21 protein-coding genes are annotated in these 25352 nt (G+C 64.8%); 13 read left to right on the plus strand and 8 right to left on the minus strand.

The features are described from left to right. The first annotated feature begins 21 nt into the window (after window positions 1-21). Window positions 22-1719: a class I adenylate-forming enzyme family protein gene (locus CJO11_RS09970; RefSeq protein ID WP_095012579.1), complete on the plus strand. Its 1698-nt coding sequence runs from the start codon at window positions 22-24 to the stop codon at window positions 1717-1719. After that, window positions 1716-4478 (plus strand): [protein-PII] uridylyltransferase, encoded by a 2763-nt coding sequence (locus CJO11_RS09975; protein WP_095012580.1) that lies wholly within the window; start codon window positions 1716-1718, stop codon window positions 4476-4478. Before CJO11_RS09970 ends, CJO11_RS09975 begins: the two co-directional genes overlap by 4 nt. Window positions 4479-4535: 57 nt before the next feature. On the opposite strand, the gene CJO11_RS09980 is transcribed toward CJO11_RS09975, so the two are convergent. Both CJO11_RS09980 and CJO11_RS09985 read right to left on the minus strand, forming a co-directional pair. Then, window positions 4536-4970 carry a hypothetical protein gene (locus CJO11_RS09980; protein WP_095012581.1) on the minus strand — a complete coding sequence of 145 codons (435 nt, stop codon included), beginning with the start codon at window positions 4968-4970 and terminating at the stop codon, window positions 4536-4538. Window positions 4971-5092: 122 nt separating this feature from the next. After that, on the minus strand, window positions 5093-5755 hold the full coding sequence (locus CJO11_RS09985; RefSeq protein ID WP_095013342.1) for a YggS family pyridoxal phosphate-dependent enzyme: 663 nt from the start codon (window positions 5753-5755) through the stop codon (window positions 5093-5095). A gap of 22 nt (window positions 5756-5777) precedes the next feature. Between CJO11_RS09985 and CJO11_RS09990 the strand changes: the two genes are divergently transcribed. Then, a complete protein-coding gene (locus CJO11_RS09990) occupies window positions 5778-6329 on the plus strand; it encodes a thiamine phosphate synthase (RefSeq protein WP_240504428.1) in 552 nt (183 codons plus the stop codon). On the opposite strand, the gene CJO11_RS09995 is transcribed toward CJO11_RS09990, so the two are convergent. Beyond that, window positions 6313-7371, minus strand: coding sequence for an acyltransferase family protein (locus CJO11_RS09995; protein WP_095012582.1), 1059 nt, complete (start codon window positions 7369-7371; stop codon window positions 6313-6315). The two genes, CJO11_RS09990 and CJO11_RS09995, sit on opposite strands and share 17 nt — an antisense overlap. Before the next feature lie 121 nt (window positions 7372-7492). Here CJO11_RS09995 and CJO11_RS10000 point away from each other — a divergent pair, with 121 nt between their 5' ends. Both CJO11_RS10000 and CJO11_RS10005 read left to right on the plus strand, forming a co-directional pair. Then, window positions 7493-9832 (plus strand): DNA translocase FtsK, encoded by a 2340-nt coding sequence (locus CJO11_RS10000; protein ID WP_095013344.1) that lies wholly within the window; start codon window positions 7493-7495, stop codon window positions 9830-9832. A gap of 190 nt (window positions 9833-10022) precedes the next feature. Continuing rightward, entirely contained in the window at window positions 10023-12701 is a 2679-nt protein-coding gene (locus CJO11_RS10005) for a TonB-dependent receptor plug domain-containing protein (protein WP_240504430.1), read from the plus strand. Window positions 12702-12770: 69 nt separating this feature from the next. Here CJO11_RS10005 and CJO11_RS10010 read toward each other — a convergent pair whose 3' ends face one another. Continuing rightward, entirely contained in the window at window positions 12771-13442 is a 672-nt protein-coding gene (locus CJO11_RS10010) for a flavin reductase family protein (protein WP_205651059.1), read from the minus strand. 123 nt (window positions 13443-13565) lie between these two features. After that, window positions 13566-14846 (minus strand): hypothetical protein, encoded by a 1281-nt coding sequence (locus CJO11_RS10015; protein WP_095012584.1) that lies wholly within the window; start codon window positions 14844-14846, stop codon window positions 13566-13568. A 182-nt stretch (window positions 14847-15028) separates the two neighbouring features. Between CJO11_RS10015 and ald the strand changes: the two genes are divergently transcribed. Beyond that, window positions 15029-16147: an alanine dehydrogenase gene (gene ald, locus CJO11_RS10020; RefSeq protein WP_095012585.1), complete on the plus strand. Its 1119-nt coding sequence runs from the start codon at window positions 15029-15031 to the stop codon at window positions 16145-16147. 22 nt (window positions 16148-16169) lie between these two features. On the opposite strand, the gene CJO11_RS10025 is transcribed toward ald, so the two are convergent. Beyond that, a complete protein-coding gene (locus CJO11_RS10025) occupies window positions 16170-17096 on the minus strand; it encodes an MJ0042-type zinc finger domain-containing protein (RefSeq protein ID WP_095012586.1) in 927 nt (308 codons plus the stop codon). Between the two features lie 167 nt (window positions 17097-17263). Between CJO11_RS10025 and ftsE the strand changes: the two genes are divergently transcribed. The 4 genes from ftsE (at window position 17264) to CJO11_RS10045 (ending at window position 20160) form a co-directional block, all read left to right on the plus strand. After that, a complete protein-coding gene (gene ftsE / locus CJO11_RS10030) occupies window positions 17264-17998 on the plus strand; it encodes a cell division ATP-binding protein FtsE (protein ID WP_095012587.1) in 735 nt (244 codons plus the stop codon). Then, window positions 17995-18936 carry a cell division protein FtsX gene (locus CJO11_RS10035; RefSeq protein ID WP_095012588.1) on the plus strand — a complete coding sequence of 314 codons (942 nt, stop codon included), beginning with the start codon at window positions 17995-17997 and terminating at the stop codon, window positions 18934-18936. The genes ftsE and CJO11_RS10035 overlap by 4 nt, the downstream gene beginning before the upstream one ends. Next, window positions 18936-19463, plus strand: a complete 528-nt coding sequence (locus CJO11_RS10040; protein ID WP_095012589.1) for a YdcF family protein — start codon at window positions 18936-18938, stop codon at window positions 19461-19463. Before CJO11_RS10035 ends, CJO11_RS10040 begins: the two co-directional genes overlap by 1 nt. A gap of 184 nt (window positions 19464-19647) precedes the next feature. After that, on the plus strand, window positions 19648-20160 hold the full coding sequence (locus tag CJO11_RS10045) for a lysophospholipid acyltransferase family protein (RefSeq protein ID WP_338064634.1): 513 nt from the start codon (window positions 19648-19650) through the stop codon (window positions 20158-20160). Here the strand turns inward: CJO11_RS10045 and CJO11_RS10050 are convergent, their stop codons facing one another. Then, a complete protein-coding gene (locus tag CJO11_RS10050) occupies window positions 20161-21066 on the minus strand; it encodes a prephenate/arogenate dehydrogenase family protein (RefSeq protein ID WP_095012590.1) in 906 nt (301 codons plus the stop codon). It lies immediately after the preceding gene. Continuing rightward, on the minus strand, window positions 21063-22178 hold the full coding sequence (locus CJO11_RS10055; protein ID WP_240504435.1) for a pyridoxal phosphate-dependent aminotransferase: 1116 nt from the start codon (window positions 22176-22178) through the stop codon (window positions 21063-21065). Before CJO11_RS10055 ends, CJO11_RS10050 begins: the two co-directional genes overlap by 4 nt. 108 nt (window positions 22179-22286) lie before the next feature. Here CJO11_RS10055 and metX point away from each other — a divergent pair, with 108 nt between their 5' ends. The 3 genes from metX to CJO11_RS10070 are packed head-to-tail and all read left to right on the plus strand — an operon-like array spanning window position 22287 to window position 25344. Beyond that, complete coding sequence (gene metX / locus CJO11_RS10060; RefSeq protein ID WP_095012592.1) at window positions 22287-23399, plus strand: homoserine O-acetyltransferase MetX; 1113 nt, start codon at window positions 22287-22289, stop codon at window positions 23397-23399. Next, a complete protein-coding gene (metW, locus tag CJO11_RS10065) occupies window positions 23396-23986 on the plus strand; it encodes a methionine biosynthesis protein MetW (RefSeq protein WP_095012593.1) in 591 nt (196 codons plus the stop codon). Before metX ends, metW begins: the two co-directional genes overlap by 4 nt. Further along, complete coding sequence (locus tag CJO11_RS10070; protein WP_095012594.1) at window positions 23983-25344, plus strand: glutamate--tRNA ligase; 1362 nt, start codon at window positions 23983-23985, stop codon at window positions 25342-25344. Before metW ends, CJO11_RS10070 begins: the two co-directional genes overlap by 4 nt. Window positions 25345-25352: the final 8 nt, after the last annotated feature.

Raw genomic sequence — 25352 nt, forward strand, 5'->3', positions numbered from 1 at the left:
AATGGAGAGGATTTCCCGCCAATGGCCACCGAGCTCGACAAGTCACTTGATGCGATCATGGACCAGCTGACCGCCCCCGGCGCGCCGGCGGAGACGGTCCCCTTCGAGCGCAACGGCGTGGCTATGCCGATGCTCAAGAACGCTCCCCCGAGCCTGGTGCATTATTTCGCGCATTACTGCGCCGAACATGCCGAGGCTGATTTCCTGGTTGACGGCGATGTCCGGCTGACCTTTGCCGAGACATGGGATGCTGCGCTGCAGGTAGCCGCCGGCCTCATGGCCCGCCACGGCGTTGCCCGCGGCGACAGGGTGGGGATTGCGGCACGCAATTCGTCGAACTGGATTGTCGCCTACATGGGCATCCTCGCGGCGGGTGGTTGCGCGACGCTGCTCAACGGGTTTTCGAGCGGTGACGAACTGGCGGACCAGATCGAGCTGGTCGGATGCAAGCTGCTGCTCGCCGATGCCCAGCGCGCCAAGCGGCTCGAGGGGCATCCGCACGGCGCGAAAATCGTGCTGTTCGAGCACGACAGCGTGCCTGCCGACGGGCTGTCCGAAATCTGGGGCGATCCGGCAGGCGCTCAGCTGCCAGACGTCGGCCCGGACGATTATGCCACGGTGCTCTACACGTCGGGTTCGACCGGCAAGTCGAAAGGCGCGTGGTCGGATCATCGCGGGGTGGTCCACGGCGCGCTCAGCTATGCGATGCAGACCCTGATGGCATTTACCTACCTCGATTCGGGCGGCAACGCGCCGACCTCGCAGGCCTGTGCGCTAGTCGCGGTGCCGCTGTTCCACGTAACCGGTGAAGTGCCGGTGTTCCTCCAGAGCTTCGCGCTGGGCCGCAAGCTGGTGATGATGCCGCGCTGGAACGCGGGCGAGGCGTTGCGGCTGATGGACCAGGAGAAGGTGAGCTACTTCGCCGGGGTCCCGCTGATGAGCTACGAGATCGCGACCCATCCCGACCGCGCGCAGTACGACATCAGTTCGTGCACCGGGTTCGCCGCAGGCGGCGCGCCGCGCCCGGTAGAGCACGTAACCAAGATCCGTGACGCGTTCCCCGACGGGTTCCCGCTGCTCGGCTATGGTCTCACCGAAACCAACGGCGTGGGCTGCGCGAACTTCAACGAAAACTATCTCGCCAAGCCGTCGAGCACCGGCAAGCCGAGCCGCCCGCTGGTCGATCTTGCGATCCTCGACGACGATGGCAACGCTTTGTCGCAAGGCGCGGTGGGTGAAGTCTCGATCCGCTCGGTCTGCAACTTCGTGGGCTACTGGAACAACGACGAAGCGACCCGCGCCGCGTTCACCGACACGATGTATTTCCGCACTGGCGATCTCGGCAAGCTCGACGAGGATGGCTACCTCTATATCGTCGACCGCAAGAAGGACATCATCATCCGTGGCGGCGAAAACATTACCTGTATCGAGGTCGAGGAAGCGATCTACGCGCATGACGCGGTTGCCGAATGCTCGGTGTTCGGCCTGCCCGACGAGCGGATGGGCGAAGTCCCGGCGGCGGTCTATTTCCTCAAGCCCCATCACGCCCTGAGCGCAGCGGACCTGCGCGAATTCCTGCTTGGCAGCATCGCGTCTTTCAAGGTGCCGCTCGAAGAGCACATCTGGATTTCCGACGAAGCGCTGCCGCGGCTCGGCACGCAAAAGATCGACAAGCGCACCCTGCGGGCGAAATATACCGAGAAGGTCGCCGCCGCTTGAACGGATACCGCATTCCCAGCCAGCGATCGATCATCGATCGTCGCGCGCTTGCCGGAAAGATCGCCGATCTGGCTGAGGCCGACGGAGCCGCCAAGGCGCGGCCCGCGATCGTGGCGGCGCTGCGCGACGCGTTGGCGAGCGGCCGCGAGGAGCTTGGTCGCAGGCTGGAGGAAAAACCCTCCGCCGGGCACGAGATTACCGCCGGCTATGCGTTTCTCGTCGACCAGTTGCTGCGCACGATCCACGACCACGTGGTGGCGGATGTTTACCCGGCAGCCAACCGCTCGACCGGCGAACGGCTGACCGTAGTGGCGGTCGGTGGCTACGGCCGTGCGGAGATGGCCCCGCATTCGGATGTCGACATCGCCTTTCTCACCCCGTCGCGCAACACCCCGTGGTGCGAGCAGGTGATCGAAGCGATGCTCTATTACCTATGGGACCTGGCGTTGAAGGTCGGCCATTCGAGCCGCTCGGTCGACGACATGGTGCGCATGGCCAGGGGCGACCTGACGATCCGTACGGCATTGCTCGAAGGGCGCTACGTCTGGGGCGACCAGGACCTCTACGACGAAGCGTCGCAACGCTTCGCCGACGATGTCGTCAAGGGCACCGAGCGCCAGTTCGTCGCCGAGAAGCTGGAAGAGCGCAACGCGCGGCACGTGCGGATGGGGGATAGCCGCTACGTCGTCGAGCCTAACGTCAAAGACGGCAAGGGCGGGCTGCGCGACCTGCAGACGCTCTACTGGATCGGCAAATACATCCACAAGGTCCGCACCGCCTCGGAGCTGGTCGATGTCGGGCTGTTCACCGCGGCCGAATACCGCAGCTTCCGTCGCGCTGAAGGCTTCATGCTGGCGGTGCGATGCCACTTGCACACGATCACCGGGCGCGCCGAAGACCGGCTGACGTTCGACTTGCAGCGGCAGGTTGCGCAGCGGATGCATTTCGCCGACCGGCCCGGAAAAAGCGCGGTCGAACGGTTCATGCAGTTCTACTTCCTGCAGGCCAAGCGGGTCGGCAGCCTGACCGGTGTGTTCCTCGCCCACATTGACGAGCAGTTTGCCAAGAGCCGCGCCCGCAAGGGATTGCTGGCAAATTTCAAGCCGCGTGCGCGTTCGCTCAAGGGCTTCCGCGTGTTCGGCGGCAGCATCGCCGCGCCGAGCGACGAATGGTTCAGGAACGATCCGGTACGGCTGGTCGAGATCTTCCAGCTGGCCGAGGCGAACGAGCTGGAAGTCCACCCCGAAACGATGCGGCAGGCGGCGCGCGATTCGGGGCTGATCAAGTCAGGCATCAGAAACGATCCACGCGCCAACGCGCTGTTCCTCGACCTGCTGACCGGGCGCAACAATCCCGAGATGGTCCTGCGATGGATGAACGAAGCGGGCGTGCTCGGCCGGTTCGTGCCCGATTTCGGACGGGTCAATGCGCAGATGCAGTTCGACATGTACCACCACTACACCGTCGATGAGCACACGATCCGCGCGATCGGACTGCTCAGCCGGATCGAGAAGGGCGAGCTCGTTGCCGACCATCCGCGCTCGACGCGGCTGATCCACGAAGTCGCCAGCCGCCGGGTCGCATACGTTGCGGCGCTGCTGCACGATATCGCCAAGGGGCGCGGCGGCGACCATTCGGTGCTCGGCGGCGAAGTAGCCGAAGAATTGTGTCCGCGCTTCGGGCTGGACGAAGGCGAAACCGCGCTCGTCGCGTGGCTCGTGCGCCAGCACCTGCTGATGAGCCGCACCGCGCAGAAACGCGACCTGACCGACCCCAAGACGATCGAGGATTTCGTCGCCGAAGTGCAGAGCCTCGAGCGACTCAAGCACCTGCTGGTGCTGACGGCGGTCGATATCCGCGCGGTCGGGCCGGGAACGTGGAACAGCTGGAAGGGCCAGTTGCTGGGCGAGCTTTACGATGCCGCTGAAGAGCGCCTGCGGCTCGGTCACATGCGGCATGGCCGCGCCGAGCGGGTGAAGGCCAAGAAGGAAGCCGTTGCCGAGCTACTGGGTCACAAGAAAGGTTTCCTGCGGCTTTACGGCGACCGGTTCGACGATGCCTACTGGATCGCCGAGCCTGAAGACATCATCGCAATCAACGTGGAGCATTACGTCGCCGCCCACGAAGCGCAGGACAACCTGTCGATCCATTGCGAGGTCGACGAAGCGCGCGGGGCGACGCTGGTAACGGTGATCGCCGCCGACCACCCGGGGCTATTCTACCGCATCGCCGGGGGAATCCACCTCGCCGGTGCGAACATCATCGACGCGCGCATCCACACCACCAAGACGGGGTGGGCGGTCGACAACTTCCTGGTGCAGGACAACCACCGCCGCCCGTTTTCGGAGGAACGCCAACTCCAGCGCATCAAGCAGTCGATCGGCGATGCGCTGGCCAACCGGATCAGCCTGGTGCCGCAACTTGCGAAGCAGCCGCTGGTCCACAGCCGCGCCAAGGCGTTCGATGTGCGGCCGGTGGTGCTGTTCGACAACCAGGCCTCGGGCCGGTTCACGGTGATCGAAGTCAACGCGCGCGACCGCGTGGCGCTGCTCAACCGGCTGGCCCGCGCGCTGTTCGAATGCAGCCTGGTGGTGCAGTCCGCCCACATTACCCACTACGGCGAACGCGCGGCGGATACCTTCTACGTGACCGACCTGACCGGCGGGAAAGTGACTGCGCCCGCCAAGCTCAAGGTGATCGAAGCGGCGCTGCTCGATGCCGCGAGCGACGAACGGCAGGCTGAGCTGGAAGGGGTTTGAAACGAGGGTCGGCTAGAGTTGGAAGGCGGTCATTGAACCTATTTGACGCGCGCGCCGTCAAGAAAAGGTCTCTGCGTCAATATCAACGAACTCGTTGGAGCGAATTGCCCACGCCCCTCTAAGCCCGTTGGCTAGACCCGCAAAAATCGCGGCATAGAAGAAAATCCAGCCAACATTGGTGGTGCCGCCTGCGACCTTCATAAATACCTCTAATGCAAAAAGCAGAAGTGCCAAGGTGCCCCATATAAGGCCCTTCTCTCGCTTGAACCGCCAAGCAGCGATCAGCACGATGGTCAACTCGACCAAAACTCCAAAGATTGCTCCAGTCATTTGAGTGACCGCTTCGCCGGACGACGGGTTCTTGGCGGCAAGCATTATGAAGACAATTCCAAGGACATTCATCGCCGCAAAAGCAAGACAGGCATAGAAGCCTCCGTTCAGGGCCTTCTTAGCTCCTTCGTATTCGCTTACGTCGGGAAACCACTGAGACATGACTTACACCCTCAAAGAACAGAGTCTAAACCAAATCTCGGTTCAATATACAATCGGATTCCAATTGTTGGGGACGCGGGAAACAGATTTGGCTTGCGCTAAGGGACCGTTGGCAGCCGACCCTACTCCCTCCCCCCGAACAGCGCTGTGCCCACTCGCACGTGCGTCGCGCCGAGCATGATCGCCGTCTCGTAGTCGCTGCTCATCCCCATGCTGCGACCTTCCAGCCCATTATCGCCCGCCAGCTTGTCGAGCAGGGCGAAGAACGGGGCGGGTTCGATCCCGAACGGGGGCACGCACATCAGCCCGGCCAATGGTATGTCCGCATCGCGCACCTGCTTGAGCAGCGCGGGCAATTCGGCGATCGGGCAACCGCCTTTCTGCGCTTCCTCGCCGATATCGACCTGCACGAAGCACGGCACTTGGCGGCCGACCTTGTCGCACGCCTTGGCGAGCGCTGTCACCAGGCTTGGCCGGTCGAGCGAATGGATGCAGTCGAACAGCGCCACTGCGTCTTCCGCCTTGTTCGATTGCAGCTGACCGACCAAGTGGAGCTGTACGCCCGGACACCGCTCGCGCAGCGCGGGCCACTTCGCCTGCGCTTCCTGCACGCGGTTTTCGCCGAACACCCGCTGGCCTTGATCGAGCAACGGCACGATCGCTTCGGCCGGGTGCGTCTTGCTCACCGCGACCAGCGTGACGTCGCTCACTTCGCGGCGGGCCACCTTGCACGCACGGGCGATTTGGTCGTGGACGAGTTGCAGCGGGGAGGGTGGGTTTTCCATCGCGCTGCGCTATAGCGGGCTTGTGACGACACGCCAGACCCAGTTGCCCGACCTGTGGCTCCTGTCCGATGCGCGCAACGAGGATTCGCTCGACCGCGCGATCGCTGCACTGCCGCCGGGTTCAGCGTTCGTCTATCGTCACTACCACCTCGATCCTGCGACTCGCCGTGCACGGTGGGATGCACTGCTGCCGCGCCTGCGGGCAGGCGGACACCTTGCAATCCTGTCGGGCAGCGACGACGAGGCGCAGGGCTGGGGTGCCGACGGCTCCTACGGCCCGCCCGAAGCGATCGGCGAGGCGCCGCAGCTGCTCCGCATCGCCGCGGTGCACGACGCGATCGAGATCGCTCACGCCAATGCCGCCGGGGCCGATGCGGTGATGCTCAGCCCGGTTTTCCCCACGCGCACCCACCCCGACCGCGAAGCGCTGGGGCCGGAACGCTTCCATGCGCTCTCTGCACTTGCGGAAATGCCGGTGATCGCGCTTGGCGGGATGGATTACGAGCGGGCCCGCGAAATCGGCTGGAACCGCTGGGCGGCGATCGACGGGTTGGCGCTCAAGGAACCGGGCTGAGCGCTTGGCTGCTGGCGCTATAGCGCGCGCGGAGCCAGCCCTGAGCCGGACGCTCGATCAGCCGATAGGTGATCCACGACGCCAGCAGGCTCGCGGCCAGCACCAGCGCAAACCGGGCGAACGGTGGCGCGTTGGCGGCGATGTGCAGCCGCTCGACCAGGAAGATGATCGGTGCGTGCAACAGGTACAGGCTGAACGAGATTGCGCCGAGCCAGCGCAGCGAGGGAGCGGCGAGCGCCGCCATCGGTCCGGCTCCGGCGCAGCTCGCCCACAGCAACATCGGCATCGCCAGGATCACGAACGGGTCGAGGAACGGTTCGGGTGAATGCCACCCTAGCGCTGCACGCAAATCGGGCGGAAGCAGCAGCGCCATAGCCAAGGCAACCAAACCAAGCGCCATTGCCGGTGACCCGGATAGCGATGCCGGCATTCGGTTCCGCGCGCCGTCGTCGAGCAAGTGCCTGAGCGCTGCACCGATCAGGAAGAAGTGCAGCCACAGGAACACGTAACCGACGCCCCATGCGCTCCCTGCCCATAAGTATGCCGAAACGATTGCGGCCAGCGAAAGCAGCAGGACGAGCGGCCAGATATGTCCGCGCGCCTGTGCCCGCCACACCGCGAGGAAGATCAGGTAGCACTGCACCTCGACCGGGACCGACCACAACACTCCGTCACCGCGCAGCAGCAGCAGGTTGAACGCCGCGCGGTGCCAGTTGACGATGCCGTAGAACCCCGCCCCGATCGTCGCCAGCAGCGCGACCGAGACAACCACCACCACATAGAACATCGGCAGCACACGGCTGCCGCGGGCGACCAGGTATTGTGAAATTTCGCCGCGGTTGAACGGCTTGCCGAAGCAGACGTGCGCCATCAGGAACCCGCTCAGCGTGAAGAACACCCCCACGCTGACATGACCGAAGCCGCCGCCCAGCACCGCGGGAAGGAACCCGGCATTGGCGCTGTGCGAAACGAGCACCGCCAGCGCCGCCAGCCCGCGCAGGCCGTCGAGCGTCGGTATCGTCCTGGGCAGAGGTCGGTACATAATTCTCCCGTCGTGGCCATTGCTTAGCGTAACCGCGCGAAGCGGTAACCCCGCAGATTCTTGACGGCGAGTCCTCGGCAAGCGATGATGCGTGCGGACGCAATTCGGGATCGACACGATAATGGCTTCACGCGCATCCGCTAAGGCGCCCCAGGCAGATTGGCGCGCGGCGTTCCGTCGCAGCCTGCGCCGCGCAAGCGAGATGGCGGGTGCCGCTGTGCTGTTCGCCGGGATGATTTTCCTCGGGCTGGCGATGGCCAGCTACACCCAGACCGACCCGAGCCTGTCTACCGCTGCCGCAGGCACCGACATCCGCAACTGGATGGGGCTGTGGGGCGCATGGGTGTCGGAACGGGTCTATTTCCTGTTCGGCTGGTCGGGTGTGCTGCTGTTACCGCTGCTCTATGTCGGCGCGCGGGCGCTATGGCGCGATGTCGAAGACGACGAGATCGATACCGAGACCCGCTGGTGGCGCCCGTTCGGCCTGCTGCTGCTGGCAATGGCGCTGATCGGGACGGTCCTCGCGCTGACATTCGACGGGCCGCGCGGATCGTTGCCCGCGTCGATGGGCGGGATCACCGGGTTGCTCGGTGCCGGTGCGGTACGCGGGATCGCGCACCGCTTTCCCGATGCATCGCAGGGATGGATCATCCTTACCGCTGCGCTCGCTGCGCTTGCCGGAGGCATCGGCCTTGCCGCGCGGGTGTTCGCACTCGACTGGGCGGCGTTGCTGACGCTGCCGCGCTTCCTCAAGCGCACCCCGAAGCTTGCCGAGGGTACGGTCGTGATCCCGCGCCGGCGCAACGACAAGGTCGCCAAGGGCCGGGTCGAACCGGACGACGACCCGCAGATCGCCGAGCGGCGCGCGCCGCAGATCGTCGATCCCACCGCACCGCCGCAGCGCGCGAAGCCGAAGGGCAAGAAAGCGCAGAAGGACCTGTTCGCCGACTACGAGCTGCCCAGCCTCGAGTTGCTGTCCGAAATGCCCGAAAACACCGCGCCCAAGCTCGACAAGCTGGCGCTCGAGCGCAATGCGCGACTGCTCGAGACCGTGCTCGACGACTTCAACGTGAAGGGCGAGATTACCGCCGTGCGCACCGGCCCGGTGGTGACGATGTACGAGCTAGAGCCGGCCCCCGGCATCAAGGCCAGCCGGGTTATCGGCCTTGCCGAAGACATTGCCCGCAACATGAGCGCGATCAGCGCACGCGTGTCCTCGATCCCCGGCAAGACGGTGATGGGGATCGAATTGCCCAACGCCGACCGGCAGATGGTCTCGTTCAAGGAACTCGCCGCGTGCGATGCGTTCGTCAACGCCCGCGGCTCCCTGCCGATCATCCTCGGCAAGGACATCGCGGGCGAGCCGATCATCGCCGACCTTGCCGCGATGCCGCACCTTCTGGTTGCTGGGACCACCGGCTCGGGCAAGTCGGTCGGGCTCAACTGCATCCTGCTGAGCCTGCTCTATCGTTTCACGCCCGACGAATGCCGCCTGATCCTGATCGATCCGAAGATACTCGAACTCAAGAGCTATGACGATATCCCGCACCTGCTGAGCCAGGTGGTGACCGAGCCGCACAAGTCGGTCCGCGCGCTCAAGTGGGCGGTCGAGGAAATGGAGCGCCGCTACCGGATGATGAGCAGCATCGGTGCGCGCAACCTTGGGGGTTTCAACGAACGCGTGCGCGCGGCGAAGGCCAAGGGCAAACCGCTCGGTCGCCGGGTGCAGACCGGGTTCGATCCCGAGACTGGCGAGGAACTGTTCGAGGAAGAGCAGCTCGATTACGAAACGCTGCCGCAGATAGTCCTGATCGTCGACGAACTGGCGGACCTGATGGTGACCGTCGGCAAGGAAATCGAGGTGCTGATCCAGCGGCTCGCGCAAAAGAGCCGTGCGGCCGGGATACACCTGATCATGGCCACCCAGCGGCCGTCGGTCGACGTCATCACCGGAGTGATCAAGGCCAACCTGCCGACCCGCATCGCGTTCAATGTCACCAGCCGGATCGACAGCCGCACGATCCTCGGTGAACAGGGCGCCGAACAGCTGCTCGGCAAGGGTGACATGCTCTACAAGCCCAGTACCGGCGCTCTGTTGCGCGTCCACGGGCCGTTCGTGTCGGACGAGGAAGTCGATGCGGTGGCCGAGCATTGGCGCGGGCAGGGCCAGCCCGAATACGTCGATGCCGTGACCGAGGAACCCGAAGACGGCGGCGGTTTCAGTTTCGACGACGAATTCACTGCGTCGGACAACCCCGAAGAGCGCAAGTATCGCCAGGCGTGCCAGATCGTGTTCGAAAACCAGAAAGCCTCGGGCAGCTGGCTCCAGCGCCAGATGGGGGTGGGATACAACACCGCCGCCAAGTGGATCGAGCGGATGGAGGAAGACGGCCTCGTCGGCCCGGCCAACCATGTCGGACGGCGCGACATCTATCGTGACCGCGACGGGAACCCGCTCTGACCCCTTTTACCCCTGATTATCGATCGGGCCTATCCAAAGATTTCAGCCAATTGACAGTTGCAGATCTCGCGATCTGTTACGCAACTGCAACATTCTGCGGAATTCTGGCCACATCTCGGATTGCAACTTGCAACCAAAGGGGGCTGAAACGTAACTTGATTGCCTCAGCTATAAAATGAGGTGTTCAATAATGTCACGACGGACCATGCATATGCTCGGCGCTGCCGGCATCGCACTCGCCGCTTCGGTGATCGCACAACCGGCTCTCGCGCAGGATGCGAGCAGCGATACTTCCACGACTTCGGCAGATACTTCGACGCAGGACCAGATCGTCGTGATCGGCACCCGCCGTACCGACCGTACGGTGACCGACTCCGCATCGCCGGTCGACGTGATCGGGGCTAGCGACCTGGTCGCCCAGCCGACCGCCAGCATGATCGATGCAGTCAAGAACGTGGTCCCCTCGTTCTTCGTCGGCCAGAACACCATTTCGGACGCTTCGACCTTCGTGCGTTCGGCCTCGCTGCGCGGCCTCCCGGGCGACGAAGTGCTGGTGATGATCAACGGCAAGCGCTTCAACCGTTCGGCGCTGGTCCAGGTTTACGCCGGTGGCGACACCGCGCTATCGTTCGGCTCGCAAGGTCCGGACATTTCCTCGATCCCCTCGCTGGCAATCTCCAACCTGCAGGTTCTGCGCGAAGGCGCGACTGCGCAATACGGTTCGGACGCGATTGCGGGCGTGCTCAACTTCGGCCTACGCAAGAAGGCCGGCCTCGAAATGCAGGCGCGTTACGGCCAGTATTACGACAACGGTGACGGCAAGAGCTACATGATCGCCGCCAATGTCGGCTTCAACCTCGGTAGCCGCGGGTTCCTCAACGTCACCGGCGAATACGACGACGACGGCCAGACCAGCCGCGGCGTCCAGCGCGCGACGGCAGTCGATTTCGCGGCCAACAACCCCGGTCTCGCAGACCAGTTGCCCAATTATCCGGGGCCGGTGCAGATCTGGGGCTCCTCGCCGGTGCATGGCTACAAGCTGATGCTCAACAGCGAGTACGACCTGACCGACGGTGTCACGTTCTACATGTTCGGCAACTACGCCTACAAGAAAGCGGACGAGAGCTTCAACTACCGCGAAGCGCAACCGTGGACCGCCGAACGCTACAACGGCACGACCACCTCGATCGCTTCGGGCAACTCGAACTCCGCCTTCCGTCACGACGTCTACCTGACGCCGTGCCCGACCGGCAACGCAACCTGTCCGACGGGCGGTTTCGTCAAGGACACCAACGTCTACAACTTCGCGACTCTCTATCCGGCGGGCTTTACTCCGCGCTTTATCGGTGAGACGCGCGAGGCTTATGGCACGGTGGGCCTGAAAGGCGAATCGGGTAACTTCACCTGGGATCTTTCGGGTACCGCGGCGCGCAACTCGCTCAAGCTGTCGATGAACAGCTCGCTCGCTCCGTCGTTCGGGCCGGACAGCCAGACGAGCTTCCAGTTCGGCACGCTGATCCAGACCGAGACCGACGGCAACCTCGACCTGACCTACGCGATCGATGCTGGCCTCTACAGCCCGCTGACGCTGTCGGCCGGTGCCGAGTACCGGCGCGAGTCCTACGAAGCGACCGCAGGTGACCTCCAGTCGTATGCGCCGGGTCCCTATTCGGTGCAGGATCTCTACACCGAGACGTCTCCGGGTGTTTACGCCTATGATAGCACGGTCACCATGCCTCCGGGCGCGAGCGGCTACGGCGGCACCAGCCCGGCTTCTGCGGGTAGCTATTCGCAGAACAGCTACGGTGGCTACCTCGGCCTCGAAGGCGACCTGACCGAGAACCTAACCTTTGGTCTCGCCGGTCGTTTCGAGCACTACGATACGTTTGGCGATTCGACCGTGGGCAAGGTCAATGCCCTGTATCACCTGACCCCGGAACTTGCTGTTCGCGCCACTTACGGTACGGGCTTCCATGCTCCTTCGCCGGGCCAGAACAACGTGCAGATCCTGACGACCTCGTTCGAACAGGGTAACCAGGTGCAAACCGGTACGTACCCGGTCACCAGTGCGATCGCGCAGTACTACGGCGCGAAGACGCTGAGTCCGGAGAAGTCGACCAACTTCGGCTTCGGCTTCGTGATCAATCCGAGCAGTGCCTTCACGATGACGATCGACGCCTATTCGATCAAGGTGAAGAACCGCATCGGCGTGTCGGATACGTTCCACGTCTCGGCTGCCGACCTCATCGCCCAGCCGGCGCTTTCTGCGGTCGGACTCGGCGGTGCAGTCCAGTACTTCACCAACGGCTTCGATACGAAGACCGTCGGTGTCGACCTGGTGAGCACCTACAAGACCGATCTCATGGGCGGTCCGCTGGCGCTGACGTTAGCCTACAACTACAACAAGAGCACGGTGACCAGCTACGACCCGACCGTGATCGGGCCGACCCAGCTGATCGACATCCAGTACCTCGCACCGAACCATCGTGCGAACTTCGCGGCCAACTGGCAGATGGGCAATTTCACGTTCAACCTGCGTGAAAGCTACTACGGTGTGTGGCGCGATTCGAACGACTACCCGATCCGTGCGGGTAACGTTTCGTCGGGTGCGCTCATCGATGGCCAGCACTTCGGTGCGAAGTTCCTGACCGATATCGATGTGAGCTACACCTTCGCCGATCAATACACGCTGACGGTCGGGGCGAACAACCTGTTCAACATCAAGCCCGACCCGATCATGGCGACGGTCAACAACCCGATCTACACCGCCACCGGCGGTCTCGGGAACGGTTCGGTCTACCCGCGTTCGGGCGGTCCGTTCGGGTTCAACGGCGGGTTCTGGTACGTCAAGCTCGGCGTGAAGTACTGATCCCTTCGGGACGTTACGCGAAAGGCCCGGTCGACCACAGGTCGGCCGGGCTTTTTCGTTTTAGTTCCCCTACGACCGCTCGGGCAGCGGCCAGTCGACCCGGTCGAGTTTGAGCTGGTCCGAGCCGCGCCAGTACCACCCGCTGCCGTGCGCGCGCCCGACGAGGTCCATTGCCGGGGCATCGATCCGCAGCTTGCCGTCTTCGTCGCCAACGAACCGGTCGTCGATATGGGTAGCGAGGACTTCGCCGAGCACGATCCCGCCGCCTGGATGGGTTTCGATGTATTGCCACAGGCGGCATTCGTAGCCGACAGGGGCATCGGCGATCAGTGGCGGGGCAACCAGCGAAGAAGGCGTGGTCGACAGGCCCGCGGCCGCCAGCTCGTCTTCCCCGGACGGCGCGGCAGCAGCGGTATCGACCATCGCGCGCGCCTGCGCATGCGATACCAGCGAGACCGTGAACTCGCCTGCCGCGCGGATGTTGCGCAGCGAATCTTTCTCGCGCTCACCCTTGCGGATCGTGTCCGAGCCAATACCGATCGCCAGTAGCGGCGGGGTTCCGCCCATCGCGTTGAAGAACGAATAGGGCGCGGCATTCACTCGCCCCTGATCGTCGATCGTCGTCACCCACGCGATCGGGCGCGGATGCACGGTGTTGACCAGCAGCTTGTAACGGGTTGCGTGGTCGAGCTCGTTCATGGTGAACTGCATGGGTCGATTGGCCTCCTGTTTTGCAGCCATGTGGGGCGCGGCGGTCTGGCTGGCAAGCGACACATGGCAAGACCCCCGCCGGCATTGCTGCCGACGGGGGGCCTGAATAGCAGTCCGGTCCTTGGCTGAAGGGCCGGCGCCGATTGCGGTGTATTACCAGCGGAAGCGGCTGTAGATGCCGAACTCGTCGCGGGTCGCCTGGCCGGAGCCAAGGTGGCCGATGGCGATGCCGTCGTCGCCGCTGTCACGCTTGTAGACCAGCGCGATGTCGACGATCTTCGCCGGGCTGTATTCGACGCCGACGTTGAAGTAGTGGTTGACCTGCAGCGGAGCGAGCTCCTTGTTCGGCTTCACCCAGTCGTAGCGACCGAACACGCCCCACTTGTCGACTGGCTGGATCGACGCGAAGATCGAGTAGCCTTCCGAGGAGATGTCCATCGTCGGCGAAATCGCGCCGGTCACGTTGTTCCAGTTGGTGGCGTGGAAGTATTCGCCGCCGATCGTGAACGGAACTGCGGAAACCTTGCCCTTGTAGGCCAGCAGCGCGTCGAAGCGGTTGGCGGTCTTCAGGTTGGTGGTCGTGCCATCATCCTTGCCGAGCTTGCCGGTATGACCGCCAATCGCTGCGTTGAAGCCGTGATAGCTCAGCGCCAGGCGGCCTTCGAGGTCGATCGACTTGGTCATCTTGATGGTCTTGTAGCCGGCGCCATTGGTCGCCGAGACCTGGTAGTTGACGAGCCCGTCGGCCAGCTTGCCTTGCACGTGAACGCCCCAGTCCGACGAAGTGCCGAACTTGTCGAGGTCGGTCAGCGTGTTCTCGATGTAGCGGTGGCCATAGATTCCCTCGACATAAGGGATCCACGGCATGTCGGTCGCACCGAGGCGGACGTCCAGCGCCTTGCTGAAGTTGGCGCGGAGGTAGGCCTTCTTGACGTAGAGTTGCGCGCCCGAGCCGTTGGCCGAAGTCACGTCGGTGGTGATGTTGCCCGACAGCACGTCGTTGAACTTGTGGTCGATGCCGACATAGAAACGCTTGAACTCGAAGCCGCCGCCCTTCTGGACGTTGTTGCCGGCGGCATCGTCGGCGCTGATCGTGCTCATGTTGAAATACATGCGGCCCGAGATCTTGGTGTCTGCAGCCCAGCTGGCCGAACCGAGATCGGCCTTGCTGGCCTTGGCTGCGGTAGCCGTCTCGTTGGCTGCAGCGGCGGTGGTGGCCGCCTGGTTGGCCGCAGTCGCCGCGGCGTCCGCCTGCGACTTCGTGGCGTCGAGCTGCGACTGAAGCGCATCGATGCGCGCTGCCATCGCCTGCATCTGCGCCCGCATCTGGGCGATTTCAGCCTCAGCCGATGTGGCGTCCTGCGCCTGGGCGGGCATTGCCCAGCCAACTGCGATGGCGATTGCGATCGCCGATCCACTGACCTTCTTCAACATTGGAGTAGTGTCCCTCATGACATCAGGTTTTCTCTGACGCGCCGCCTGTATGGTCCTAATGTGACTCCTGTATGACGGTATCCACATGTTCGAGCGGACTGGGTGCGAACAGGGTTTTTCGGATCGTGCTTGCCCGACGTTGGTTGCAATTGTAACGGGACGCGCAAGAAGGAGATCGCCCGATGCGCATTGGCTGCCCGAAGGAAATCAAGGACAACGAATTTCGCGTGGGGCTGACCCCTGAAAGCGCGCGCGAACTCGTCGCCCACGGCCACGAAGTATGGATGGAAACCGGTGCCGGGCTGGGCATCGGAGCCGATGACGACGAGTACGTCGCGGCGGGCGCGGTTATCAAGCCTGGGCCCGAGCCGATTTTCGCCGAGTGTGAAATGGTCGTGAAGGTCAAGGAGCCGCAAGCGGTCGAGCGCGCGCGGCTGCGCAAGGACCAGGTGCTCTATACCTATCTTCACCTCGCGCCCGACCCGGCGCAGACCGCCGATCTCGTCAAGTCGGGCGTGACCGCGATCGCTTACGAGACTGTCACTGGTCCGGGCGGCACCTTGCCGCTGCTCAAGCCGATGAGCCAGGTTGCGGGGCGGATGAGCATCCAGGCCGGTGCCAACGCGCTCGAAAAAGTGCATGGCGGGCGCGGCGTTCTGCTGGGCGGCGTTCCGGGCGTGCTGCCGGGCAAGGTCGTGGTAATCGGCGGCGGCGTGGTCGGCTTCAACGCGGCGCAGATGGCCGTGGGGCTGGGCGCTGACACCACGATTCTCGACCGCGACCCCGAAGTGCTCGAGCGTTTGGGGATCCACTTCGAAAGCCGCGCCAAGACGCGCTTTTCGAACAAGGCCAACCTCCACGAGGCGGTGTGCGAAGCCGATCTTGTGATCGGCGCGGTACTGGTTCCCGGTGCGGCCGCTCCCAAGCTGGTGACGCGCGACATGTTGAAGGACATGCGTCCCGGCGCGGTGCTGGTCGACGTCGCGATCGACCAGGGCGGGTGTTTCGAAACCAGCCATGCGACGACCCATTCCGATCCGACCTACATCGTCGACGGGATCGTTCATTACTGCGTGGCCAATATGCCCGGCGCGGTCGCCCGCACGAGCACCTATGCGCTCAACAACGTGACCCTGCCGCACGCGCTCACCATTGCGCGACTCGGCTGGAAGGAAGCGATGCGGCAGAACCCGCACCTTGCTGCCGGACTCAACGTTCATGCCGGCAACGTGACCTACAAGGCGGTCGCCGACGAGCTGGGCTACGACTACGTGCCGGTATCGGAATTGCTCGGCGCGTAACCGCGCGCCGCCCTGTCCGCGGTCAGCTGGGCTTCCAGCCGATCTCGGCGAACTTGGCGGACTTGGGAATGTCGGTCACCGCTTCGTTGATCGCGACCGATTCGCCCGGCGCGAGCGACTTCTTGGGTGGGGGGACTTCCCAGCTGTAGACGATCCGGTCGCGGGCATCACGCAGCACGATCAGGATCGAAGGGACGCTGACCGTCGTGCGGCCGATATTCTTGACTGTGCCGCTCGCGCCGAAAAACTCGGTGCCGTTGGGCAACACGCGCCGTTCCTGCTTGCTGGCGGGGAAATCGAGCACCAGGTCGGGTTTGCCCATGGCAAAAGTCGGGCGGCTCACCGGCACCCAGTCGGGCAGCCCCCAGTAACTGACCGCACCGACGGTGCCGATCGCGCAGACCGCGAATACCGCCGCTGCTGCGGTCCAAAGCTTGAGCGCGTTGCGCCGCCGCCGGAACGGTGGCTCGTAATCGAATTGCGAGACCTCTTCCGCCTCGGCGTATGCATCAGGGTCGGGCGCGGTGGAAGCTTCGACCACAGTCGGGGTTGCCGGTGCGGCGAACTCGGGAGGGGGAGGCGCGACCTCTTCCTCGGGCGGCTCCGACCGGCTTTCGACGTGGGGTTCGTCCGACCGGACCGAAAATCCGGTTGCCGGTTTCTCGGCGGGATCGGTCTCGGCATCCGACCCGGCATCGGACTGCGGTTCCGGTTCGCGCTCTGTGACAGCCGTTTCGGCTTCGGTTTCGGCGCTTTGTGCCTCCGGGGCCTGATCCGGAGCCGCCGCAGATGCCGTCGGAGGTGCCGCCGCTGGCTCGGCTGCAAGTTGGGGTCCTTCCTGGAACCAACTGGTCCGGCACTTGGCACAGCGAACCGTCCGCCCTTCGATCCCGATGGCGGTATCCGGCACGACATAGCGGGTCGCGCAGGCGGGGCAGGCTATAATCATCCAGACTGATTCTTAGGGATACCTCTTGCGCACAACAATAGCAGGCAGTTGCAGACACGTGTCGCAGGTGGCTTTTTTCCACATCGAAGGGCCGCTATAGCCTCGCAACCGATGGCGTGCGCTCCGAATTTTCCCCTGTTAACAGGCCGGCCCGAACTGGACCCGCGATGACCGAGGGGCCGCAGGATATCGTCACGTTCGACAATGTCGGGCTGCGCTACGGCACCGATCGCGAAGTGCTCAGCGACGTTTCCTTCACGCTGCATCCGGGCAGCTTCTACTTCCTCACCGGGGCGAGCGGTGCGGGCAAGACCTCGCTGCTCAAGCTGCTCTACCTCGCCCAGCGCCAGTCGCGCGGAGTGATTCGCCTGTTCGGGACCGACACGATCACACTCCCGCGCGACCGCTTGCCGGCATTCCGTCGCCGGCTCGGCGTGGTGTTCCAGAACTTCCGGCTGGTCCCGCACCTCTCCGCGTTCGACAACGTCGCCTTGCCGCTGAGAGTTTCGGGCGTGCGCGAGGCCGATCTCGCCAAACCGGTGGCCGACATGCTCGAGTGGGTCGGCCTTTCGCACCGCACCGAAGCCAAGCCGGCGACGCTTTCGGGCGGCGAGCAGCAGCGCGTGGCTATCGCTCGTGCGGTGATCGGGCGGCCCGACATGCTGGTGGCCGACGAGCCGACAGGCAACGTCGACCCCGACATGGCGCTCAAGCTGCTGCGACTGTTCGAAGCGCTCAACCGGCTGGGCACGACCGTTGTGGTCGCGACGCACGATGTCCACCTGCTGCGCAAGGTGTCCGATTCGCTGATCATGCGGCTCGACAAGGGGCGTTTGAGCGATCCCACGGGCGCGCTGCGCTACCCCCCGCGGCGCGAACCACGTGCCGGGATGCTGCCATGAGCGTCGACCAGCCACCCGCGGTCAAGCGCACCACTGCGCGCGGCCTCACCCGTTTCGGCGGCGAACGCGCAGCGGCCCTGGTGCCGCAAACGCGGCTTGCTGGTCCGATGCCGTGGGTGATCGCGATCATGGTCGCGCTGACCGTCGTCGCGGCAGCGGGCAGTCTTGCGCTGAGCAACATCGCCGGTGTTGCGCAAGGCCAGCTTGCGGGCGCTGCGACGGTACAGATCCTCGCCGCCCAACCGACGGAAAAGGCGCGTCAGGCTGACCGCGCGGAGCAGGCGCTGGCCGAGCTGCCCGATGTCGCCGGCCTTCGGAGAGTGCCGCAGGGCGAGCTCGACAAGCTGCTTGAACCATGGCTCGGCAGCGGGACGAGCGGCGACGAGGCGGTGCCGGTCCCGGCGCTGATCGATGTGCAGCTGCGCGGTCCGGCCGATGTGGCAACGCTCGACCGGCTACGCTCCGCACTGGCAAGCGCAGCGCCGCAGGCCCGCGTCGATGCCCAGTCCGAATGGCTCGGCCCGGTATTCTCGGCGATTGCTGCGTTGCAATGGCTCGCGATCGCGTTGATTGCCTTGCTGGCGTTGGCGAGCGCGGCGGCGGTGTGGCTCGCGGCGCGGAGCGCGCTCGGCAACAATCGCGAAACGATCGAGATCGTCCACCTGCTCGGCGGGACCGACGGGCAGATCGCGCGGATATTCCAGCGCTCGGTGGGATTCGATGCCGCAGCGGGCGGTACGGTCGGGCTCGCGCTGGGCCTGGTCGCGATCTGGGTGCTGGGGAGCCGCTTTTCGGCGCTCGATTCTGGGCTCGTGGCAGGTGGCGGACTGGGAACGCTCGACTGGCTCGCGATCGCCGCGATCCCGCTTGCTGGCGTGGCCATTGCAATGGTTACTGCGCGGATCACGGTGCTGACTGCGCTCAGGAAGATGCTCTAATGATTCGCCTGATCGCCGCTGTGCTGGCCGCCTGGATGATCGGCTTCGTCGTTTTCGCGCTGTCACTACCACAGCCGCTCGCGGGCACCACGACCGATGCGATCATCGTTCCCACCGGTTCGGCCGGGCGGATCGAGCGTGGGCTCGACGTGCTCGAACACAAGCGGGCGAAAGCGATGCTGGTGACCGGGGTCGACCGCGAAGTCACTCGGGGCGAATTCGCTGCGCAATACCATGTCCCGGCGCACCTGATGAAGTGCTGCGTGACGCTCGGGTTCGAGGCGGTCGATACCCGCAGCAACGCCAACGAAGCGGCGGCATGGATCGCGCATCACGGCTATCGTCGGGTCCGGCTAGTGACCGCCGACTGGCATATGCGGCGCGCCGCGGGGGAGCTGTCCGCGGCCCTGCCGCACGGCGTAACGATGTTTCAGGATGCAGTGACGACCACGCCGTCGCTGCGAAACCTGTTCCTCGAATACAACAAGCTGCTGGCCAGCTGGCTGGCGCGGTTGCTGCACCTGTAAACCGGTGGATGCGATGACGGTTTTGCGTAGCCTATTGTTCTATTTGGTATTTTACGTCGGCTCTGTGTTCTACATACTGGCAGCCCTGTTGGAACTAGCGTTCGGTCACCAGCGGTTCCGGGCAGCGGTGCGCCGGTGGTCGCTATTTCACCGGACATGCGCGCGCAGGCTCCTCGGCATTTCGGTGGCAATCGAAGGCGATCCCCGGCCGATCGAGGGCTCGGTGATCTACGCGATCAAGCACGAAAGCTTCTTCGAGGCGATCGACCTCTCGGCATTGCTCGACCAGCCGGGCGTATTCGCCAAGGAGGAGCTGTTCCGGATTCCCGTTTGGGGCCCGCTCGGCAAGATCTACGGGCTGGTGCCGGTGGCGCGCAGGCGTGGGGCAAGTACCTTGCGCAAGATGCTGGCGGCTGCCGCGCGCCTGACGGGCGAAGGCCGTCCGCTGGCGATTTTTCCGGAAGGAACCCGGGTGCCGCACGGCACGCATGCCCCGCTGCAATCGGGCTTTGCCGGACTCTACAAGATGTTGAAGCTGCCGGTGATCCCGGTATCGGTCGATAGCGGCCCGCTCTATCACCGAAGGTGGAAACGCAGCGGCACGCTGACCTATCGCTTCGGAGAGCCGATCCCGCCGGGATTGCCGCGCGAAGAGATCGAGGCGCGGGTGCTCGCAGCGATCAACGCGCCAAGCTGATCAGTGATCGCTGCGCCCAAAGTCGGGGCGGGCATCGTCCTGCCCCTGTTCGATGATCGAGCGGCGGATCGCGCGGGTGCGCGTGAACAGGTCGAACAGCGCCTGCCCGTCTTCGCGCCGGATCGCGCGCTGGAGCGCGGTCAGGTCCTCGGTGAAGCGCCCGAGCATTTCGAGCACCGCTTCGCGGTTGGTCAGGAACACGTCGCGCCACATCGTCGGGTCGCTTGCGGCGATGCGGGTGAAGTCGCGGAAACCGCCGGCCGAATACTTGATCACTTCGCTGCGAGTAACATCCTCGAGGTCGGAAGCGGTGCCGACGATGGTGTAGGCAATGAGATGCGGGATATGGCTGGTGACGGCCAGCACCAGGTCGTGGTGCGCGGCGTCCATCGTCTCGACCTTCGCGCCGAGCGCTTCCCAGAAGGCGGAGAGCTTTGCCACTGCTTCCGCGTCGGCTCCGTCCGGCGGGGTCAGGATGCACCAGCGATGGTGGAACAGCGATGAGAAGCCCGCATCGGGCCCGCTGCGCTCGGTCCCGGCCACCGGGTGCGCGGGGATCACGACGTTGCTCGGCAGCGCTTCGGAGAGTGCCTGCGACACCGCGGCCTTCGACGAGCCGACGTCGCTGATCACTGCGCCTGCCGGGATTGCGTCGGCCACTTCGCGTGCAGCCGCGCCAATCGCACCGACAGGCACGCAGAAGATCACCAGGTCGGCATCCGCCACTGCTTCCGCTCCGGTTTCGCACACCGTGCCGACCAGACCGCGCTCGGCGGCTCGCTCGCGCGTGGCCGGATCGGCGTCGTAGCCGGTGGTGGTGACCCCGGGCAGGTGCTCGCGCACCGCAAGGCCGACCGATCCGCCGAGCAGCCCCAGCCCGATGATGGCGACGCGTTCGAAGGTCATCCGGCTTGCTCCGCTGCTTTGCGAATAGCGGTTGCTACGGCGTCCATATCGTCTCGCGTCCCGATCGTTATCCGCAACGCGTGCGGCAGGTCCTGCCCCGGCAAGTGGCGTACCGCGTAACCCGCTGCGAAGATCGCATCCATCGCCGCTTCGGCGGACAGCGCGCCTTCGAACAGTACCAGCACGAAATTGGTCTCGCTCGGCAGGATGCGGATGCCGTGGTTGCCAAGCGCATCCATCGCTGCGGCGAAGTTGGTGCGCGCAGCGGCGTTTTCGGCGCGGCAATGGGCGACCCATTCCGCATCGCCGATCGCGGCCAGCGCGGCGGCCTGTCCGTGGCTGGTGACGTTGAACGCACCGCGCAACCGGTTGATCATGTCAACCAGCGGCGGTGCACCGGTCGCCCAGCCGACCCGCTCCCCGGCAATGCCATAGGCCTTGGAGAAGGTCCGCATCACGACGACGTTGGCATGGCATTGGGCTAGCTCGAAACCACCGTCGTCGACGCCCTCGGGCAGGAATTCCGCATAGGCCTGGTCCAGCACCAGCAGGACCTCGCTCGGCAAACCTGCGTGGAGCCGCGCGACTTCGCTGGCGGGAAGCCAGGTGCCGACCGGGTTGTTCGGATTGTCGAGCAGCACGACCTTGGTGCGTTCGGTCACCGCGGCGAGCAGGTTGTCGACCGATGCGGCATAGTCGTCGTCAGCGCCCATTACCGGGGTCGCACCGACCTTGTGCGCCAGCAGCGGGTAGAGCGAGAACGAAAACCGCGAGAACAGCACTTCGTCGCCGATCCCGGCATAAGCCTGCACTGCGCAGTGAAGAAGTTCGCCCGAGCCGGTGCCGCACACGATCCGCGCCGGGTCGATCCCGTGCTTCGCGCCGATCGCGGCGCGCAGGGCGTTCGCGTCGGGATCGGGGTAGTTGTTGGGCGAAGCGACTTTGCCCAACGCCGCAAGCACTGCCGGGCTGCAGCCTAGCGGGTTTTCGTTGGCCGACAGCTTGACCAGCGGCTTGCCGTCACCGCCGGCGGATTTGCCGGGGACATAGGCATGGATGCTCTCGATCCACGGCTTGGGGGCGGGGCTATCGTCCATCGTGGGGCGGCGCATAGCGCGTGTTGCCGGCAAAACGAACAAATTCTGCCTTTGTCCGCCCAGTGGCAGGGTTGTGGCAGGATTGTTGACTTGGGCGCGCGTTGACCCCAAGCGGCGCGCTCTATGGCGCCCACCATTGCCTCGCACGCGATCACGCTCCCCGATCCCTTGCCGCTTGACAGCGGGCAGGTGCTCGAAGGCGTGCAGATCGCTTACGAGACTTACGGCGAGCTCGCGGCCGACAAGGGCAATGCGATCCTTCTGTGCCATGCGCTGACCGGCGACCAGTATGTCGCCAGTCCGCATCCGATTACTGGCAAGCCCGGTTGGTGGGAGCGCATGGTGGGGCCGGGCAAGCCGATCGATACGAGCCGCTACCAGGTGATCTGCGCGAACGTGATCGGCAGCTGCATGGGCTCGACCGGTCCGGCGAGCGACGCAGCGGACGGTAAGCCTTACGCGATGCGCTTCCCGGTCATCACGATCCGCGACATGGTGCGCGGGCTGGTCGGGTTGCTCGATGTGCTCGGGATCGAGCGATTGCACGCCGTGGTCGGTGGATCAATGGGCGGGATGCAGGCGCTCAGTCTTGCGGCGAACTGGCCTCAGCGCGCCGAGCGGGTGCTGGCGATCGCCTCGACCAGCCGCCATTCGGCGCAGAACATCGCGTTCCACGAGCTCGGGCGGCAAGCGATCATGGCCGATCCGAACTGGCAGGGCGGCGACTATTACGGCAGCGATGCCGCGCCCGACGCCGGGTTGGCCGTCGCCCGGATGGCCGCGCATATCACTTACCTTTCCGAGGACGGACTGACCGACAAGTTTGGCCGCAACCTGCAGGATCGCCCGGATGGATCGAAGGGGGCCAAGAGCTTCGGGTTCGATGCCGACTTCCAGGTCGAAAGCTATCTGCGGTATCAGGGCAGCGGGTTCACCCAGCGGTTCGATGCCAACAGCTACCTCTACATCACCCGGGCGATGGATTACTTCGACCTGGCCGAAGAGCACGGCGGGCGGCTGGCCGATGCCTTTACCGGATCGAGCGCGCGGTTCTGCTTGGTCAGCTTCGACAGCGACTGGCTCTATCCCACGGCGGAAAGCCGCCACGTGGTTCACGCGCTCAATGCAGCGGGCGCGGCGGTGAGCTTTGTCGAGCTGAGCGCGCCGTTCGGGCATGACAGTTTCCTGCTCGAAGTCCCCGCGCTCGACCGCGTGATCAAGGGATTCATCGAATGACCGCGCTGCGCCCCGATCTTGCGGTGATCGCTTGCCATGTCGCTCCGGGAAGCCGGGTGCTCGATGTCGGCTGCGGCGAAGGCGAGCTGATGGACGTGCTGCGGTCCGACAGCGGCTGCGACGCGCGCGGCATGGAGATTGATCCGGTGCTGGTCGAACGCTGCGTGGCCAAGGGCCTTAGCGTGGTGCAGGGCGATGCCGACCGCGACCTCGCCGAATATCCCGACAAGGCGTTCGACTATGCGATCCTCAGCCAGACGCTGCAGACCGCAGCGCGGCCCGACCGAATGCTCGACGAACTGCTGCGCGTCGGACGCCGGGCGTTCGTCTCGTTCCCCAACTTCGCGCATTGGCGCACGCGTGCGGCGCTGATGTTCGGTGGGCGGATGCCGGTGACGCGCAGCATCCCGGTGAGCTGGTACGAGACGCAGAACATCCACCACGTAACGGTCAAGGATTTCCGCGATCTCGTGCGTGCCAAGGGTGTGACGGTCGAGCAGGAGTGGTTCTTTGCTGGTGACCGCCAAATCGGCTCCGCGAGCGCCAACTTGCGCGCCGAATACGCCGTGTTCGAGGTAAGCCGATGACCACCGTGACCCGTTTCGCCCCTGCGCCGACCGGGCGCTTGCACGTCGGCAATATCCGCACCGCGCTGCACAACTGGCTGCTGGCAAAGAAAGCGGGCGGGCGGTTCCTGCTGCGGATCGACGACACCGATGCCGAACGCAGCCGTGAGGAATACGTCGAAGCGATCCGTGCGGACCTCGCGTGGCTGGGGCTCGATCCCGATGGCGAGGAGCGCCAGTCGGAGCGGCTCGACCATTACCAGCGGGCGTTCGAGGCATTGCAGGCTGCCGGGCGGATCTATCCCGCCTACGAGACCGCGCAGGAACTCGAGCTCAAGCGCAAGGTTGCGCTGGGGCGCGGGCTGCCACCGATCTACGACCGCGCCGCACTCGAGCTCGGCGATGCAGAGCGGGCGGCGAAAGAAGCGCAGGGGATCGCGCCGCACTGGCGCTTCAAGCTCGATCACGATGAACCGATCGAATGGGACGATGGCGTTCGTGGGGTGCAGAAATTCGATCCCGCGCAGCTCTCCGATCCGGTGATCCGCCGGGCCGACGGGTCGTGGCTCTACATGCTTCCGAGCGCGGTCGACGATATCGAGTTGGGCGTGACCGATGTCCTGCGCGGCGAAGATCATGTGAGCAACACTGCCGTTCAAATACAGATATTTACCGCACTTTATGCTGCACTAGGTGAGGCGCAGCAAATTGCGCAGCATTTGCCGCGTTTCGCGCACGAGGCGCTGCTGGTCGGGAGCGAAGGCAAGCTCTCCAAGCGGCTCGGCTCGCTGGGCTGCGACGCGTTTCGCGAACGCGGGATCGAGCCGCAGGCGCTGGTTGCGCTGCTGGCGCGGCTGGGCACTTCGCAGCCGGTCGAACCGATCTCCGACCGTCAGGCGCTGGTCGATACCTTCGACCTTGCCACTTTCGGTCGCGCCCCGGCGCATTTCGACGATGCCGACTTGGAGCGGATCAACGCGGCGATCGTTCACCAGCTCGAATTCGCCGCGGTGCAGCACAGGCTGCCCGAGGGGATCGACGAGGCCGGGTGGCACGCGATCCGGCCGAACCTGTCGCATATCGGTGAGGCTGCCGAATGGTGGCGGCTGGTGACCGGCCCGGTCGATGTGCCCGACCTGTCGGATGATGACCGGGCCTACCTCGCGCAGGCCGCCGGTGCGCTCGACTTTGCCGCTGCCGATCCGTGGCACGCCCTGACCAATGCGCTCAAGCAGGCGACGGGCCGCAAGGGCAAGGCGCTGTTCCTGCCGCTGCGCCAGGCGCTGACGGGCATGGACCACGGCCCCGACATGAAGGAACTCTTGCCGCTGATCGGCGAAAGCGAAGCGCGCAAGCGGCTCGAGGCGGCCGCAGGCTGAATGCGTGG

Source organism: Tsuneonella mangrovi, assembly GCF_002269345.1.
Lineage (GTDB): Bacteria > Pseudomonadota > Alphaproteobacteria > Sphingomonadales > Sphingomonadaceae > Tsuneonella > Tsuneonella mangrovi.

Excerpts from the sequence above, each read along its gene's own strand:
- CJO11_RS09970 (WP_095012579.1), top strand. The coding sequence starts at position 22 with ATGGCCACCGAGCTCGACAAGTCACTTGATGCGATCATGGACCAGCTG.
- CJO11_RS09980 (WP_095012581.1), bottom strand. The coding sequence starts at position 4,970 with ATGTCTCAGTGGTTTCCCGACGTAAGCGAATACGAAGGAGCTAAGAAG.
- CJO11_RS09985 (WP_095013342.1), bottom strand. The coding sequence starts at position 5,755 with ATGGAAAACCCACCCTCCCCGCTGCAACTCGTCCACGACCAAATCGCC.
- CJO11_RS09995 (WP_095012582.1), bottom strand. The coding sequence starts at position 7,371 with ATGTACCGACCTCTGCCCAGGACGATACCGACGCTCGACGGCCTGCGC.
- CJO11_RS10000 (WP_095013344.1), top strand. The coding sequence starts at position 7,493 with ATGGCTTCACGCGCATCCGCTAAGGCGCCCCAGGCAGATTGGCGCGCG.
- CJO11_RS10005 (WP_240504430.1), top strand. The coding sequence starts at position 10,023 with ATGTCACGACGGACCATGCATATGCTCGGCGCTGCCGGCATCGCACTC.
- CJO11_RS10010 (WP_205651059.1), bottom strand. The coding sequence starts at position 13,442 with ATGGCTGCAAAACAGGAGGCCAATCGACCCATGCAGTTCACCATGAAC.
- CJO11_RS10015 (WP_095012584.1), bottom strand. The coding sequence starts at position 14,846 with ATGTTGAAGAAGGTCAGTGGATCGGCGATCGCAATCGCCATCGCAGTT.
- ald (WP_095012585.1), top strand. The coding sequence starts at position 15,029 with ATGCGCATTGGCTGCCCGAAGGAAATCAAGGACAACGAATTTCGCGTG.
- CJO11_RS10025 (WP_095012586.1), bottom strand. The coding sequence starts at position 17,096 with ATGATTATAGCCTGCCCCGCCTGCGCGACCCGCTATGTCGTGCCGGAT.
- ftsE (WP_095012587.1), top strand. The coding sequence starts at position 17,264 with ATGACCGAGGGGCCGCAGGATATCGTCACGTTCGACAATGTCGGGCTG.
- CJO11_RS10035 (WP_095012588.1), top strand. The coding sequence starts at position 17,995 with ATGAGCGTCGACCAGCCACCCGCGGTCAAGCGCACCACTGCGCGCGGC.
- CJO11_RS10040 (WP_095012589.1), top strand. The coding sequence starts at position 18,936 with ATGATTCGCCTGATCGCCGCTGTGCTGGCCGCCTGGATGATCGGCTTC.
- CJO11_RS10050 (WP_095012590.1), bottom strand. The coding sequence starts at position 21,066 with ATGACCTTCGAACGCGTCGCCATCATCGGGCTGGGGCTGCTCGGCGGA.
- CJO11_RS10055 (WP_240504435.1), bottom strand. The coding sequence starts at position 22,178 with ATGCGCCGCCCCACGATGGACGATAGCCCCGCCCCCAAGCCGTGGATC.
- metX (WP_095012592.1), top strand. The coding sequence starts at position 22,287 with ATGGCGCCCACCATTGCCTCGCACGCGATCACGCTCCCCGATCCCTTG.
- metW (WP_095012593.1), top strand. The coding sequence starts at position 23,396 with ATGACCGCGCTGCGCCCCGATCTTGCGGTGATCGCTTGCCATGTCGCT.
- CJO11_RS10070 (WP_095012594.1), top strand. The coding sequence starts at position 23,983 with ATGACCACCGTGACCCGTTTCGCCCCTGCGCCGACCGGGCGCTTGCAC.